Source organism: Methanosarcina barkeri 3 (assembly GCF_000970305.1).
Classification (GTDB): domain Archaea; phylum Halobacteriota; class Methanosarcinia; order Methanosarcinales; family Methanosarcinaceae; genus Methanosarcina; species Methanosarcina barkeri_A.
Genome location: NZ_CP009517.1, coordinates 3,486,725 through 3,502,024, shown reverse-complemented (window position 1 = coordinate 3,502,024; position 15,300 = coordinate 3,486,725). Strand labels below are relative to the sequence as shown.

General features: G+C 37.1%; 16 protein-coding genes and 1 tRNA gene. 13 read left to right on the top strand and 4 right to left on the bottom strand.

What is annotated here, in order from left to right; all coding sequences use genetic code 11:
• Positions 1 to 17: 17 nt before the first annotated feature.
• On the bottom strand, positions 18 to 431 hold the full coding sequence (locus tag MSBR3_RS14270; protein WP_048108884.1) for a putative zinc-binding protein: 414 nt from the start codon (positions 429 to 431) through the stop codon (positions 18 to 20).
• 241 nt (positions 432 to 672) lie between these two features.
• Positions 673 to 1,173: a metallophosphoesterase gene (locus MSBR3_RS14265; protein ID WP_048108883.1), complete on the bottom strand. Its 501-nt coding sequence runs from the start codon at positions 1,171 to 1,173 to the stop codon at positions 673 to 675.
• Between the two features lie 578 nt (positions 1,174 to 1,751).
• On the opposite strand from MSBR3_RS14265, the gene queC reads away from it, so the two are divergent.
• The 5 genes from queC (at position 1,752) to nifB (ending at position 5,709) form a co-directional block, all read left to right on the top strand.
• Positions 1,752 to 2,447, top strand: a complete 696-nt coding sequence (gene queC, locus MSBR3_RS14260) for a 7-cyano-7-deazaguanine synthase QueC (protein WP_048108882.1) — start codon at positions 1,752 to 1,754, stop codon at positions 2,445 to 2,447.
• Between the two features lie 171 nt (positions 2,448 to 2,618).
• On the top strand, positions 2,619 to 3,179 hold the full coding sequence (locus tag MSBR3_RS14255) for a DUF366 family protein (protein ID WP_048108881.1): 561 nt from the start codon (positions 2,619 to 2,621) through the stop codon (positions 3,177 to 3,179).
• Positions 3,179 to 3,955, top strand: coding sequence for a 7-carboxy-7-deazaguanine synthase QueE (locus MSBR3_RS14250; RefSeq protein WP_048108880.1), 777 nt, complete (start codon positions 3,179 to 3,181; stop codon positions 3,953 to 3,955). Before MSBR3_RS14255 ends, MSBR3_RS14250 begins: the two co-directional genes overlap by 1 nt.
• 81 nt (positions 3,956 to 4,036) lie before the next feature.
• Positions 4,037 to 4,390, top strand: coding sequence for a 6-carboxytetrahydropterin synthase QueD (gene queD / locus MSBR3_RS14245; protein WP_048110575.1), 354 nt, complete (start codon positions 4,037 to 4,039; stop codon positions 4,388 to 4,390).
• A 353-nt stretch (positions 4,391 to 4,743) separates the two neighbouring features.
• Positions 4,744 to 5,709 carry a nitrogenase cofactor biosynthesis protein NifB gene (gene nifB / locus MSBR3_RS14240; protein WP_048108879.1) on the top strand — a complete coding sequence of 322 codons (966 nt, stop codon included), beginning with the start codon at positions 4,744 to 4,746 and terminating at the stop codon, positions 5,707 to 5,709.
• Positions 5,710 to 5,971: 262 nt separating this feature from the next.
• Here the strand turns inward: nifB and MSBR3_RS14235 are convergent, their stop codons facing one another.
• Entirely contained in the window at positions 5,972 to 6,148 is a 177-nt protein-coding gene (locus tag MSBR3_RS14235) for a 4Fe-4S binding protein (RefSeq protein ID WP_048108878.1), read from the bottom strand.
• A 590-nt stretch (positions 6,149 to 6,738) separates the two neighbouring features.
• On the opposite strand from MSBR3_RS14235, the gene MSBR3_RS14230 reads away from it, so the two are divergent.
• Positions 6,739 to 7,719, top strand: coding sequence for a methanogenesis marker 2 protein (locus tag MSBR3_RS14230; protein ID WP_048108877.1), 981 nt, complete (start codon positions 6,739 to 6,741; stop codon positions 7,717 to 7,719).
• 346 nt (positions 7,720 to 8,065) lie between these two features.
• Here MSBR3_RS14230 and MSBR3_RS14225 read toward each other — a convergent pair whose 3' ends face one another.
• Positions 8,066 to 8,374 (bottom strand): hypothetical protein, encoded by a 309-nt coding sequence (locus MSBR3_RS14225; protein ID WP_048108876.1) that lies wholly within the window; start codon positions 8,372 to 8,374, stop codon positions 8,066 to 8,068.
• Between the two features lie 858 nt (positions 8,375 to 9,232).
• Between MSBR3_RS14225 and MSBR3_RS14220 the strand changes: the two genes are divergently transcribed.
• From MSBR3_RS14220 to MSBR3_RS21775, 7 genes are all read left to right on the top strand, one after another.
• On the top strand, positions 9,233 to 9,547 hold the full coding sequence (locus MSBR3_RS14220) for a DUF5611 family protein (protein ID WP_048108875.1): 315 nt from the start codon (positions 9,233 to 9,235) through the stop codon (positions 9,545 to 9,547).
• Between the two features lie 67 nt (positions 9,548 to 9,614).
• Positions 9,615 to 10,127 (top strand): chorismate--pyruvate lyase family protein, encoded by a 513-nt coding sequence (locus tag MSBR3_RS14215; RefSeq protein ID WP_080942317.1) that lies wholly within the window; start codon positions 9,615 to 9,617, stop codon positions 10,125 to 10,127.
• Between the two features lie 195 nt (positions 10,128 to 10,322).
• Positions 10,323 to 10,394: transfer RNA gene (locus MSBR3_RS14210), tRNA-Thr, on the top strand.
• A 455-nt stretch (positions 10,395 to 10,849) separates the two neighbouring features.
• Positions 10,850 to 12,304: a PKD domain-containing protein gene (locus tag MSBR3_RS14200; protein WP_052723422.1), complete on the top strand. Its 1,455-nt coding sequence runs from the start codon at positions 10,850 to 10,852 to the stop codon at positions 12,302 to 12,304.
• A gap of 1,097 nt (positions 12,305 to 13,401) precedes the next feature.
• Positions 13,402 to 13,872, top strand: a complete 471-nt coding sequence (locus tag MSBR3_RS14195) for a MarR family winged helix-turn-helix transcriptional regulator (RefSeq protein WP_048108873.1) — start codon at positions 13,402 to 13,404, stop codon at positions 13,870 to 13,872.
• A 455-nt stretch (positions 13,873 to 14,327) separates the two neighbouring features.
• Positions 14,328 to 14,594, top strand: a complete 267-nt coding sequence (locus MSBR3_RS21780) for a 4Fe-4S dicluster domain-containing protein (RefSeq protein ID WP_080942316.1) — start codon at positions 14,328 to 14,330, stop codon at positions 14,592 to 14,594.
• Positions 14,595 to 14,733: 139 nt separating this feature from the next.
• Positions 14,734 to 15,054, top strand: coding sequence for an MFS transporter (locus MSBR3_RS21775; RefSeq protein WP_080942315.1), 321 nt, complete (start codon positions 14,734 to 14,736; stop codon positions 15,052 to 15,054).
• Positions 15,055 to 15,300 lie beyond the last annotated feature (246 nt).

Genomic DNA, 15,300 nt, shown 5'->3' with positions numbered 1-15,300 from the left:
ATGTTGGGAGGTTGGAGTCAGGCTTCTTTTATAGCTCTGACAATTTTCTCTACATATTCTGGCTTCACATCCGAAGGCATTGTTTTTTCAATCCCGAGTTCAGTGACCATCATATATACGTCGGCTTTCAACCCACTTTCTTCGAGCTTTTTTGTGGCGCAGCGGTCCGAGCAGCCGTCCAGGACAAGAATCTTAAACCCGTCTGATAAGGCATCTTCAACTGCATCAACTCCTTTATGAGCAGCTGCAGCCCTGTACAGGTCAGGTCTCCTGAAAGCAAGAGCTGATGCTGCCTGCATTGTAAGTTTTCCTGTGTTAGAAAGGCCAGAGCAGGCAAAAATGAGGATACTTTTCTTTTTTCCGGAAGTTTTTTTTATTTCATTTACCTTGCCTGGTAAAGAGTCTGTAGGTTCCTTTACTGCTGCTTCCATGGCTATTACAACCTTAAATGAGAGATCTAATTTTTAGATACAATCTTTATGAGCTTAGAATTTTTAATGAGAAGCTGCTTCAAAGCTTGTTGAAATGGAAAAGTCAAGGAAGCTAATATAATTTCCGATATTATTTCCAGAGAATCGGGTTTAATTTGCCTGAAAAATACTAAAGAACGCCAAAAAATGCCAAATAATATCAATAAAACTCATTATGCTAAAAAATAAGAAAGGAACAAAATTAGTCAAGTTCAAGCTGCATTATTTCAATGTTAAGGTTTGAGATCTCAAGAATGGCAACCGTTGACTTTTCTGAAAGCACGCCTGAGGCTTCTCCTGGATTTATTACAGGAACTCCTTCAATGATTTTGACACCTGGTTCATGGGTATGACCTCGGACTACCACATCAAACTCACCTGATTTGGCAAGCGCTTTGACAAGAGTCTCATTTGTCCCATGGAGAAGGGCAATATGCAGTCCGTCAATTGTCAGATCTCCAAAATCCCCGCAGGAAGTAGCTCCAATTTCTTCAAACCGCTTAGTAAGTGTTACTTTATCGCCATCGTTATTTCCGAACACAAAATAAAATTTTGACTCCAGTTCCCTAAAGGCTCTAGCAGTAAACGGAGAAACGAGATCTCCAGCGTGCAGCACGGCTTTTACATTTTTTCCATTGAACAACTCTACCGCTTTCTGGATAGCGTTTATGTTATCGTGTGAGTCCGAAATAATTCCAATCAAGTATTCCCACCTCTTCGATTAACTTTCCTTATTCAATATATAGTGCTGTTTGCTAAAAATAATTTGGTAAAACAGGTTTTTAGAGTCTTATTCAAGGGTTTAAATTTTAAAATAGGATTTATAATAAGATTCTTTATCGAAGTTGAGAGAACTTAAGATTAAACTTTAACGGAAACTGCTTTTACACCTGCACTCAGAACACCTTCACACTAGCACGGAATGAGTCTAAATCAGTACAAATCCATAGGTTGAGCCCTAAATCTCATTAAGAGGACAGCTACTTTTAAATACGAGTTGCTGGTATTATTGAAATAATCCCTGAAGAGTATCTAGAGAGTCCTGGAAGAATACGTCTTTATACTCCTGATTCAATGAACCTGGATAATTTTGCAATTACAAGTTCAAGAAATTGCCTCTTAAGTTTAAAAGATGATTTTAGTTCCTATTGAGTTTAAAATAATTAGTTAAATTTCCTGTTAAGTCTAAAATAATTAGTTAAATTTCCTGTTGAGTTTAAAAAGTGGTTTAATCAGATATTTAGACTCTTGAGTTAAAATAAAGTTAATTAGTGAGTGAAAATGAAAGCTATAACCCTCCTGAGCAGCGGGCTTGATTCAGTTGCGGCGCTCGCAATCGCAGCGGAAGATTTTGGCATTGAGATGGCTATTACCTTTGATTATGGGCAGAGAGCCAGAGAGAGAGAAATTGAGTACTCACGAAAGGTATGTGAATACTTCGAAATTGAGCACAGGGTTATAAAACTGGACTGGCTTTCAGAAATAACATCTACTTCTCTCGTTAACAGGGATGTTGAAGTCCCAGCTTTATCGTTTGAGGACATTGGTGAAACGGCTCCTTCAGAAATTACAGACGCTTCAGCAAAAGCTGTCTGGGTACCTAACAGAAACGGAGTAATGCTCAATATCTCAGGGAGCTTTGCCGAAAGCAGGAAATGTGATTACATCGTAGTGGGCTTTAACGGAGAAGAGGCAGGCACTTTCCCTGACAATTCCCTTGCATACGTACAGGCAATGGACAGGGCTTTTTCCTACTCCACCCAGAACGGGGTAAAGATATTCGCTCCTCTAATTGAACTTGGAAAAACCGAAATCGTCAGAAGAGCTCTGGAAGCAAAAGCTCCGCTTGAGTATAGCTGGAGCTGCTATCATGGAGGAGATATCCCCTGCGGGGAATGCGAAAGCTGCGTGCGCAGGGCACGTGCGTTTAAAAATACAGGTGTAAAAGATCCTCTTCTGGAGAGACTTGGAATTTGAGCCGAAAAGAAACACCTGGAATTAGTAATAATCAGTAGTAATCAGTAGTAATCAGTAATAATCAGTAATAATCAGTAATATTAGACAGATGTCAGCCAACAAAGTACATTAAGAAAGAATTAAGAAGAAGCCTGCAGAAAAACTTGCAGAAAAACTTGCAGAGATAGTTCTATGAAATGCATTGTTTTACCTGAGAAATTTGATTATGATGGGAGCCAGATTTCTTCTCTCTGGGCCTACAATAGTTTTGGAGTTCAGGAAGATTCGGTTGTAGTTTTCAGAGGGGCCTGCGACGTAAAAATTGAACACATGATCGACCTGGAAGACCGAAGGGCAAATGAATCGATCTGGTCTGAAGATATGGTAAGTTTCATTATCGAACATTTTGACTCTACAGACCTGAAACTTATATATGCACGGCAACGTTTTTTCACAGCTCTTGTAAGAGAGTACCTTTCAGATTTCGGAGTGCACACAACCCGGGAAGGAGATGACCTTTTCCTGAATGGTAAGAAACTGACAGTCTCTATTGCCAGTACCTCTGCGGTTTCACAAAAAATCCACTTCGGTATTAATGTATCTCACAATGTGTACGGAAATCTGAAAGATGCAGGGATCGGAGAAGACAAACAGGTTGCAAACTTTATGCAGGCAGTAGGAAAAGCCTATGTCCGTGAATTTGAGGATATAGAAAAGGATCTGAGAAAGTCCAGGCCTCTGGGGATTATATAATGACGACTTCTGACTTTATTTCTGCTCCTATAAGGGAGGTCTTCTGTTCTGTGCAGGGTGAGGGCCCATATGTTGGAGTAAGGCAGGCTTTTGTCCGCTTTTCCGGCTGCAATCTCAATTGCAATTACTGTGATACTGACTTTGCAAACCCCGGAACCTGTGATTATGAGCAGGTGGAAGGGAGTGGAAGTTTTGAGAAGATCAAAAACCCTGTAAGTGTCGGCCAGCTGGAAGTTATGCTGCATCCTTTCAATAAGCTACATTCAGTCTCCCTGACAGGGGGAGAACCTCTCATGCATGCAGATTTCATAGAAACGTTGAATCTGGCCTTGCCACTTTATCTTGAATCCAATATGACTTTGCCTGAGCAGGCCAGAAAGCTTACTGAAAAGGTTACTTATGTGTCCGGAGATTTCAAACTTCCGGCATCACTCCGGGATATAGGGTCTGAAGCCCGGGAAACCCATATGGAAAATACAGTAGAGTGCTTCAGGCTTCTGAGAAAAAACCATTCAAGAGATTGCTTTTGCAAGATTGTTGTAGATAACAGTACGGAATTAGAAGTTGTAACTTCAGCTGTAGAAGCTATAGTTCCCTACGTATCCTGTGTGATACTTCAGCCTGAAACCCCTATTGGACGTGACGTAACGAATCTGAGACCTTCTGGATCTATACAGGCATCCGTACAGAATATTATGCAACTTCAGAAAAGCCTGCTTGAGATTATAGACACACGAGTTATCCCTCAGACCCACAGGATGTGGGGTTGTTTATAATCGGAACTAGAGCGAACAAAAACACATTGAAATATGAATAAATTATTGAAAAAAACATTTATTGAAAACGGAGTATACCAGATGACAAAAATGAGATTGGGAGTCATTGACTATATTGATAGTGCCCATTACCTTCCTGGACACGGAAAATGCGGAAGAGTACACGGTCATACATATAAAATTGAGGTCCTTGTAGAAGGGGAGGTCAGGGAAAGTGGAATGGTTATCGATTTTTATGACCTGAAAAAGGGAATTAAAGAAACCCTTGAAGAATATGATCATACTCTGTTAAATGAAATCCTCGAATTTCCAAGTTCCGAGCACCTATGCCAGCACATTCACTCCCGACTCCTCGAAAGATTTGGTTTTCCGCTACAGGTAAAGGTCTGGGAAGGGGAAGGAAAATGGTGCGAAATGGATAATTTTTCGGAATAATCAAGTTTGACAATGTTTGTCTGACAACATTTAGTGTTTGACAATGTTTGTCTGACAACATTTAATAATTAATTTCATTTTATTCAGGATTTTTAAGAGATAATATACCGAACATAAATAAATTCATTTAAAGCTTACTATATCGCGCTGAACTTTTATATAATTAAAGAGATTTTAATACTATTCAAATTTAAAATTGTAGGAACTCGGAGGAGCTTCTATAAATTCTCCGGATTCCAGATAAATTCACAATATATATCAAGGGGTGTATCAATAGATTGGTTAGACATCCTGAAATCCCCCTGCACTGAGGTTCTGCTGTACTTCTAAACTCTGAACGGAGGAGAACATATTTGCCAGAAGACAATCCTATAAATGATATAAACAGCCCTGAATTTGAAGAAGGGCTCCTGAGAAAAATTGCCGAACACCCCTGCTACGATAGGAAAGCCCAGCATAAGTACGGGAGAATTCACCTGGCTGTGGCTCCTTCATGTAACATCCAGTGTAATTTCTGCGTCCGGGAATTTGACTGCGTAAACGAGAGCCGCCCAGGGGTTACGAGTAAGGTTCTTACTCCACAGGAAGCTCTTGAGAAGACAAGGCAGGTTTTGACAGAATATCCTTTTATCAAGGTTGTCGGAATTGCAGGTCCGGGTGACCCTCTGGCTAATAAAGAGACTTTTGAGACTTTTGAACTAATAAAAAATGAGTTTCCTGAACTCACTCTCTGTATGAGTACAAACGGTCTCCTGCTTCCCGAAAAGCTGGAGGACATTCTGCGTGTAGGAGTTTCTACGTTAACAGTAACAATAAATGCGATAGACCCAGAAATTCAGGCAAAAATCGTGGACCATATAGTTTATCACGGAAAGGTCTACAGGGGAATCGAAGGTTCAAGAATCCAGGTAAAGAACCAGCTTGAGGGTGTTAAAGCTGCTGTTGATGCAGGTATTGTTGTCAAGGTAAATACCGTTCTTATCCCGGGTATTAATGATAAACATGTAGTTGAGATTGCCAGAAAACTCAACGAACTCGGGGTATATATAATGAATATCATGCCCCTTATTAATCAGGGAGCTTTTGCAAACATTGAGCCTCCTACAGCAGAAGAAAGAAAAGCTGTTCAACAGACGTGTGAACCTTACGTCCTGCAGATGCGCCACTGCAGGCAGTGTAGAGCTGATGCTTATGGTCTCCTTTCTCAGGACATGTCGCAGATGAGCGAAGAACGCAGAAAGCTCATAAAAATCCAGACAAAAGAGGACGTCGAAAGAGCAAGAAAAGTCCTTAAGGAAAATGGGAAGGAGAAAGCTTGAAAAGAGCAGGAATTCCAGAACTATCAATTACTTCTTCAATAACATCAGTAATTTTTAGTTCTTAAATTAAAAATTTTTAATTAATGCTTTAATTAATGCTTTAATTAATGCTTTAATTAATGCTTTAATTAAGAGTTCAAATAAGAGTTCTGGCTTAAAAGCCTGAAAAAAATTCTCGACCAAAACCTGAAAAGTCGGAGTAAGAGTACTCCACTTCTCAGATTTATTTTAAAAAACACACTTAATATTGCATTTATAATAATTACTCGATTGTGATTGCATTGTTCGGGCAGGCATCTTCGCATGCACCGCAGTCCAGGCATTCACTTTCATCCACAACTGCAATATCATCGTCACTGAGAGAAATTGCGGCTGCTGGGCATTCATCTACACAGGATCCACAGCCTGTACAAACTTCGGCATTAACTTTTGCTACCATTTTTTTCACTCCTTTTTTTAATAGTATGGAATTTTTATATGTCCATACTTATATTAGGGCCTTAATAAGATTGAATTACTTAATAAAAAGCTGTCGCTTCTTCTCTATGAAACAAAGAATAAAAAAGATAAAGGATAAAAGAATAGGTACTCACGGAAATATCTCAAGATTCTTTCATAAGAGAAATTTCGTAATCTGTTTAAGTTTATTGATAGCATACTGGTAATGTTATCTATATTATTTTCATTCATAGCTTACTGGTATGTTATCTATATTACTTACATGAATAGCTTATTGGTAATATTATCTGTATTATTACATGCTTTCATATTTGTAGTATTGATTACATGCTTTCATATTTGTAGTATTGATTACATGCTTTCATATTTGTGTTATTGATTAACTCGTATTCACACTGCTGAAATATTCGTGTTTATACTATTGAAGTACTCGTATTTATACTACTGATTACTCGCACTTGTACTGTTAATATCCGTATTATACTACTACCACTTACACTTGTACTGTTAATATTCGTATCTATAATTGAAATATTTGTATAAATTTTAAAAACAAAAGGAAGCCTGACATTGAACCTAGAAAAACTTGCAGAAGGGATAAAGAACTTCGAAGGGGTTACCCGAAAAAAACAGATTGAGGACATCGTTTCAGTTTTCGAAGCCGTTCGTCCGGAGTACAAGAACGCGATTGTTGATTTTGGAGACGATGCAGCAGTTATAGATATAGGAGGAGATGATGTTATCCTCTTTGCAGCAGATGGGATCTGGGGAAGGATACTGGATGCAAGTCCCTGGTGGGCAGGCTATGGGGCTGTAGTTGTTAATATAAACGACATCGCAGCAATGGGGGGAAAGCCTCTTGCTATGGTAGATATTGCGTCTTCAAATTCCGAGAAAGCCTGTAAGGAACTGATGGAAGGACTGGCTGAAGGAGTCAGGAAATTCGGAGTTCCGGTTGTAGGTGGGCACGTCCATCCTGATACCGATTATAACTCTATTTCCGTCGCTATTATCGGGATAGTGAAGAAAGACTGCGTAATCCGGAGCGATACTGCCCGGCCTGGAGACCTGGTCATTGCAGCTTACGATATGGACGGAAAAATAGGGCCAAACTCTTCTTATAGCTGGGATACGACTTCTTTTAAAGACCCTGCAGTAATCAGGAAAAGCTATCTTGTGACCCAGGAAATTGCGAAAAGAAAACTTGCTACAGCAGGAAAAGACATCAGCAACCCAGGACTTATAGGGACGCTTGGCATGCTCTGTGAAACAAGCGGAGTTGGTGCAGCCGTAGACCTCGAAAAAGTCCCGAGACCTGACAATGTGGATTTTGAACAGTGGCTAAAAGTGCATCCCGGAACAGGTTATGTGTTTACTGCAGATCCGGAAAAGGCCGAAGAATGCAGAAAGGTTTTTGAAGAAGCCGGACTTACAGCGGCTATTATCGGAAAAATCGAGGCTGGCTCAAAACTCGATATGTATGATAAAACAGATAGAGTTACGGTATTTGATTTATCAAAGGAAAGCATTACAGGTATCTGTTCTGAATAATCGGAACCTTCCGACCCTTCTTTCCTTTTAATTTCTTTCCTTTTAATTTCTTTCCTTTTAATTTCTTTCCTTTTAATTTCTTTCCTTTTAATTTCTTTCCTTTTTAACGCCTTTACATCTTTTATTCCCTTTTTGATGTCATTTCTCTTTAAAGTTTATACCTTTAAAGTTTATACCTTTAAAATTTTTACATTTTATATTTTCGTCAAAAAAAGAATAATTTTCATTGTTTTTTTCAATCCGGAATTTTATTTTTCTTCAAGTACTGACCAGAAGAGACTTAACCGGATTGAGAAAACTTGCTGGATTATTTGTAAAATCTAGTCGATTGAGGGCGTTTAATTAGTTACTGATTTTTTATCCAGGCTTCCATTTCTTCGTAGAGGAATTTTTCAGCAGCCTGAACTTTCTCCAGAGGGCCACGGAGAACCAGGAGTTCTCTTTCTTCACTGTTTGCTACGCCTACGAATATCTTCCTGGTAACAGGTTCAAGCCCGAACTCTTCAACAATATCGTAAATAATAGATACAACCGTACCTGGGGGAATTATTAGGTCGTACAGTTCTTCAATTTTTAGATCCCCGCGTTCTGTCTCTTTTTCCTTTTCAAGTTGCTTTGAGGTAATTAACTCTTCCAGATTAAGTGTCTTATGCATCCTGGGGTCACCTTCTTATTTTTCCTTCTTATTTTTCCTTCTTGTTTTTCCTTCTTATTTATTTTTCCTTCTTGTTTTTTCTACTTGTAGCCTCTGTCAGTTTAAGTTAGCTTCAACCAAAAGAAGCAGGTTTAGTCAAGTGGACAAGTTTTTTGTTTGCGCATTGTTAATGTAAAGGATAAGGTAAATCAAATTGAATCTTCAGATATATCAGGCAATTAGTCATATCTTTTTCGTATCAACTTATGATAGATATAATCATATTTATGATTGATTCTTGCGAATATTATCTATTTTGAGTAGAATATTTAATTTGTAAAGCTATGCTAAAACAAAATTATACTATATAACTCAAGAAGATCAGTTAAAGTTCTATATTCTAATCTGAATTATTGAAAGCAAAATAAACATAAAACTGCAAAATTATACATAAACTTAGATAAAGCAGAACATATATAGATAAAAAAGGACGTGATAAAGAAAAATAGAAGAATCCATGTTCAGGGGCTTATTCTGGACTGATTTGTGAAATTACTCAACTTCATGTTAAATTAATGGCCAATGTTAAATATGATCAGAACTGAATAGTTAGAGATATCATATGGAAAACCGTATCCTTTCCCTTACTTGATATAATGCATTTGGTATTATGAAATAAAATGGATGTAACAATGTACTGGATAACTGAATGTAACGATATGCTGGATTACTGGATGTAATAATGTGCTAAATGTAAAGAAGTATACTAATATATAATTAAAATTATGGAAAGTGAGGAAAAATACAAGGGAAAGGTTCTAAGCAAACCGATTCTAGCAAACTTTATCTGAGATGAATATCTCTTATAAGAGGATAGCAATGCAGCAGTATAAATTGAAGCGCGGTTTTAAGCCTGATATTGACAGGATTTACTCTGTAATGACGGAATGTTTCCCCGGAGAAATCTCTAGAAACGAAGGAACCCTTGAGACCTCCTATGGAGCTATGTCAAATATAAAAGTCTGGATTGAGAATAAAATGCTTTCTGTAGACACGGTTTCTGACAAAACTGTGACTGATGACCAAACTGTCATGCAGACCAATAAAGCCTTCCGGGATTTCCTGTATAAGGCTACCGGATACACAGCAAAAGAACGAGTAAAAAATGCTAAGAAAGAAGTCAGTGGGGAGTAAAACTCCTGACGACTTAATCTTATTTTGAAACTTTTTCTACCTAACACCCCCACCTTGAGGTATTTTTTTGAGTGGCGATTTTCTGGAAAAACTGAAGAGCTTTGAGATTCCCACCTGCCTGCGAGTCTGCTGCGGAACCGACGGCTCAGTGACCTTTCTGCTGGAAATAATGACCCGAAAGCCGGTAAGTGTAACAACCGAGTCTCAGTACACCGTTAAGGCTGACAAAACGATTGCTTCTCTTCTGGATGTGGAAGAAGGCAGTAAAGTAAACGATAGAGTAGTCCGGCTCTCTGCAGGAGGCACGACCTTTGTGCACGCAAGGTCTCTATCCCCCCTGGAGCGCATGCCTGATACCATGCGGGAACAACTCATGCGGGCTGACATCCCGATTGGCCGGATTCTGCGCAGCCATAACCTTGAAACCAGACGCGACATGGGCGAACTTGAAATTCTTGAAGGGGAACCAACCTTCAATGGCATACCTGTCCTTTCACGTTCCTATAAGATAGTCCATAACAACCACATCCTCATGTGGATTAACGAGCGTTTCCCGATTGATGAGCGCTGGAATTTATAAAAGAGGTTTCGGGAAAGACAAATTAAGCGATGAAATTGGAATAATATAGCTTTTTTGAAGCAAATTTTTCCAATTTATTTAAAATAAACTCGTAAATTTTCCAGCAGTTATAGGAAAATCGCACCTATTTCTGCTTCCAGTCGAAAGCTTTATATCTCTGCTGTGATATTTTGGAGATGCTCTTTGAGCATCAGTGCCTTGGTGGCTTAGGGGTATAGCGCGTCCTTGGTAAGGACGAGGTCGCGGGTTCAAATCCCGCCCGAGGCTTATTTTATTTTTTTGTTTTTTCTTTATCTATTGAAGGTTCAAAGCCTACTTTCGTTAGAAGGCAGACGAATGATGGTGGGTATATATGAATTAAATATTTCTGCACGTTTGGAATCTGTTGAAAATTTTTCTATTTCTGGATTGAGTAAAGAGTTAATAATGGACTTTAATGTTCATTTGAAACTTTAGAATATTATTACAATAGTTATCTGAATAAACTTCCACTCAAAATTAATGAATGTAGTAAGCAAAATCTTTGCACATTTATTGAAATATGTCAACAACATTTCACTAATCGTCTTTTTTTGTATTTATTCTATACACTTTATAATTAAATTATTTAATTATATAATTTTTATAAAAAATAAGAGTCAAATAGAAAAGATTAAGAATGTAATTACGTTAAAAATATTAATACTTTTTATATAATAGATAAAAGATTAAGGAGTAGAGCAATGAAAACTAACAAAAAATTGCGTTCAGCAGTTTTATCATCTACACTTCTGGTTTTGTTATTAATTGTTCTTTCATCCACAGCTTTAGCATCTATTACTGAAACTCGAATTACCACACATGGAACAGCAGCCAATCCTGACATTTATGGAAATAAAATAGTTTGGGAGGACACAAGCAATGGAAATTCCGCTATTTATGCATATGATCTTTCAACGAAAAAAGAAACTCATATTACAGGCAATCTAAAACAGACTGAACCTGTTGTCTATGGTAATAAACTCGTGTATATTAGCAATGGCACTGATGTTTACGTATATGATCTCTCTACTCAAAAAAAGACTCTATTACATTCTAATCCTCCGTTTGATGTCGGAGAGCCTGCTATTTATGGAAATTTGATAGCATGGGATTATGTTATGCCAGATGTACTAGATTCAAAAATAGCCACATATGATCTCAAAACTCATCAGAGCGATTTATTTGGAATGGGATTTTGGGAACCTGCGATCTATAATAAAAAAATCGCTTACATTTGTTATAATGATAATAATTTCGGCTATGATGCCTGTGTGTATGATCTTTCTACTTCTAGGGATATTTGGTTTACAGAAAGCGGAACAGCACACAATGTCGATATATATGGCAATAAGGTAGTTTGGGATGATAATCGCAATGGAAACTGGGATATTTATATGTATGATCTTTCCACTAAGAAGGAAACTCAGATAACCAATCATGGAACAGCATCTAATCCTGCGATTTATGGTAATAATATAGTATGGCAGGATAATCGCAACGGGAACTGGGACATATATGCATACGACCTTAAAACCCATCAACAAACGCATGCTACTGTTAAATCAGATCAGGTTAATCCAGCTGTCTATGGTAACAAAATCGTATGGACAGATTATCGAAATGGAAAGCCGGATATTTATATGGGTACTATCAGTTACCTTCCAGTTGCTGCTTTTACTGCGTCTCCCACCTCTGGAAAATATCCTTTGACTGTGAAGTTTACTGACAAAAGCACAGATGTATACTCTTATAATTGGAACTTTGGTGACAAAAGCACTTCAACAGTCAAGAATCCAACTCACAAGTATACTAAAGCAGGAAAATACACTGTGAGCTTAACAGTAAAGAATGCTGCAGGAAGTAATACTGTAACTAAATCTAGTTATATAAACGTTGCAGCTCCTGTAAAAGCTCCTGCAGCTTCTTTCACTGCATCTCCAACTTCAGGAAAAAGGCCTTTGAAAGTCCAATTCACTGATAAAAGTACCAACAGCCCAACTTCATGGAAGTGGAGTTTTGGAGATGGAACGTATTCAACCTCTAAGAACCCAGGACATACATACAGTAAATCTGGAAAATATACTATTAGCTTGACAGTTAAAAATTCAAATGGAAGCGCTACTAAAACAGTTTCTGGATACATTACAGTGAAGTAAGAATTCGAAAAAGAATGAGGATTTCCTCATTTCTTCTTTTTTAGCTTACTGTTCAACCCAAGTGAATCTCGAGTTCTCTCCTGGAGGGCTTGCTATCATCCCAGATCCTGAATCAACTTCCAGTAGCTAATTTCAGTAGCAATATCAGTGGAGGTTTTGCACCTCTTAGTTCAGTTTATTGGCTATTAACTGGCAGTTCAGAAAACGCAACCTGGTGGAACTGAAACTTTGGGGACAACATGTGCTTAACAACTAAAAGTTGTGTACATACTTAATGGACCAGGAAAATATAGTGTCAGCTTGACATTAAGGAATGCAAAAGAAAAGAACATGAAAACCTTGAGTAAAGGTATATTGTAGCCAAAAAATGAACTTCCAACCGGGAAAATAATTTTAAAATTTTCCCTTTGCTATCAACATCAATTTTCTGTGCCTTTGAGCCTATTGAGGTTTCCTGTACATTGTATTTTCTGAAATTTGCAAACGATCAGCTCAATTGTCCTATCATTTGAGTTTTTCCACTGCACCCCAAAGAATATACACAATTGCAAAACACAAGCCGACTAATAAAGCACAAGTCAGTTGATTTTCTGGATTTTCGCTAAGTGCAACAATGGAAAAAAGACATATACCGATTATACATAAAATTGATATGTCTAATATAGTTCTAAGTATAGTTCTAAATACAGTTCTTATCTTCATGGTTTATGCCTTCTTGTAATGATCTTGAAATGCAGGTAAATCTCAGTTAACTTGAAAACTTAATAGAGATTGAAACTATTTCCTTGTTATTATAATAATCGCTGCTTGCTTATTGTAATTAACTTGAAAATTTGATAAAGATTGAAATTCAACGTCAAATTTTTAACACTAGTTATAGGCTGTCGTGCTTAACAGGACATGTTTACTAAAGTAAATAATCGAAAACATCTGCACTTCTTCACTGTTTTGTATTACTCTTCATTCTCTGAAACTATTGGTTATTTCTAATAACTTAGATATTTATATCTCATAACGACGTATTTATGTCTTGTAACGACATATTTGTATCTTATGACGATATAATCGTGTAACGATCTATTGTGGGGTGAAAAGAGATGGAAACACGTGAATTCAAAGCACTGAAAATAATTGAGAATTGGGATTCTATAAATAAAATAATGGAACTGAAATGGCACGAAATTGCTCAACAATCTAATTTGAGTTTGGAGCAATTCCATTTACTTATAGAATTAGATGAGTTGGAACTAAACGTTTCCAATGAAACTCAATTACCGAGTGTAGGAGAAATCGCCAGCAACATAGGCAATGCTCCAAATACTTTATCAGAAAGAATCAAACGACTGGAAAAAAAAGGTTTAGTTGAAAAAATTAAGGATAAGAGTGATTTAAGAGTCAGTCGAGTAGCTCTTACAAATGAAGGTAGAAGACTTATTGAAAGTATACATAACCAGGTTGGTAAAAACCTTCTTAATGAAGTTTTAGAAAAAATGGATGAGGAATCTATAGACAATCTATCAAAAAGTTTAGATCAATTACTTAACTACTTATCGAACAGGAAGAACTAGTGTCGAGTCAAACATAAAATGTCGTATAAATCTAGTGAAGTTATTAGGGATCATTAAATCCTTGATGATTGACTTGACACTAGTGTCATGAAAATTTAGTTTTGGTAATCCAATGAACTTAAAATCGTTGTATATTGATTAGAAGCTGCCAAGATTATGCTCAATAATTAAATCTGACATAATATCCAGGATATTGGCAACAAAAAACTGTATCCATTATTTAATGATTCTGTCCGTATTTTAAGACCAGGTAGTCTTCTACTTGCGGAAGACACGTTATTTCCAGTAATAAATGAGTTTGAAATTAATCAATGGTAAGAAGAGTTCATAGCGCCTATTTACAAATCTAATGAAATGATTGTTAATAGTCCAAAATGGAAAGCACAATATTTACCATTGGAGACGGACTTACTGTAGCTACAAAAATAGTTAACTAACTCCATAGAGGTAATTATCTGACAGTAGAAACCCTATCCTCAAAAATTAATGTCTGCATTGACTTTGACCAATGTATAGATTGTAGTTCCTGCATTAAAAAATGTCCACGTGGAGTATATCAAAGAGAAAGCGATAAAATATTGATACAATCCAATAAATGCACTGGCTGCCTCCGTTGTATTCGTATATGTCCGAGGGATGCTATAACTATTAGTGCCGAGAGTAAAAGAAATAATTGGAAATTGAGTTTCAAGTACTGGATTTTGAGCAAATTAAAACATTGAAAGAAAGCTTAAGCGGGCTCTCTTTGGCTACTCTGATGCCCTCCATTGATACAAACATAGTTGCTGTCGGATTGCCCATGATAGCGAAGGAGTTAAATCCAAATTTTTCAAGTGTTCAATGAATTGTCCTTAGCTACTTATTGTCAATAACTACCCTTGTTGTGGGGAGTGGACGCATTGGATATATGTTTGGGGAAGATGGCTATATTTAGGCGGAGTTGTAATTTTTACAACTGCATCATTAGTTTGTGGATTATCATCTTCTATTAACATGCTTATAGCCGCTCGTGTTTTACAAGGTATCGGAGGGGCTATACTTATGTCGCTATCTTTTGCATTCGTAGGAGATATAATTCCAAAAAAATTCACAGGTTATGGGCATTTTAACAGCCATGCTAACGTTAGGGATATCACATCTGGTATTCACGGTACGTTTACGGTTGCAGTTATATCGCAATAGTCATTGCGATCATAGCTGGTATACACTACTTTTCGTCAACAGAAGAAAATCACACAAGGTTCAATTGTAGAAAATATGAAAATGATTCATTGAAATAAGAAAAATTTATAGTCATAATTAATATTTTAATGTTGTTTACTAATAAAACATTTTACCTGAAAATATTATTTGTTCAGAACCAATTTTTCATATAATTTATTTTAAATAAGTTTGGGAATAATTATAGGTTGTAACCCCACAAAAAAT

Bases quoted from the DNA above. Each gene is read 5' to 3' on its own strand.
- MSBR3_RS14250 (WP_048108880.1), top strand. From the start codon at position 3,179: ATGACGACTTCTGACTTTATTTCTGCTCCTATAAGGGAGGTCTTCTGT.
- MSBR3_RS14195 (WP_048108873.1), top strand. From the start codon at position 13,402: ATGGAAACACGTGAATTCAAAGCACTGAAAATAATTGAGAATTGGGAT.
- MSBR3_RS14235 (WP_048108878.1), bottom strand. From the start codon at position 6,148: ATGGTAGCAAAAGTTAATGCCGAAGTTTGTACAGGCTGTGGATCCTGT.
- MSBR3_RS14225 (WP_048108876.1), bottom strand. From the start codon at position 8,374: ATGCATAAGACACTTAATCTGGAAGAGTTAATTACCTCAAAGCAACTT.
- MSBR3_RS14200 (WP_052723422.1), top strand. From the start codon at position 10,850: ATGAAAACTAACAAAAAATTGCGTTCAGCAGTTTTATCATCTACACTT.
- MSBR3_RS14270 (WP_048108884.1), bottom strand. From the start codon at position 431: ATGGAAGCAGCAGTAAAGGAACCTACAGACTCTTTACCAGGCAAGGTA.
- MSBR3_RS14220 (WP_048108875.1), top strand. From the start codon at position 9,233: ATGCAGCAGTATAAATTGAAGCGCGGTTTTAAGCCTGATATTGACAGG.
- MSBR3_RS14255 (WP_048108881.1), top strand. From the start codon at position 2,619: ATGAAATGCATTGTTTTACCTGAGAAATTTGATTATGATGGGAGCCAG.
- queC (WP_048108882.1), top strand. From the start codon at position 1,752: ATGAAAGCTATAACCCTCCTGAGCAGCGGGCTTGATTCAGTTGCGGCG.
- queD (WP_048110575.1), top strand. From the start codon at position 4,037: ATGACAAAAATGAGATTGGGAGTCATTGACTATATTGATAGTGCCCAT.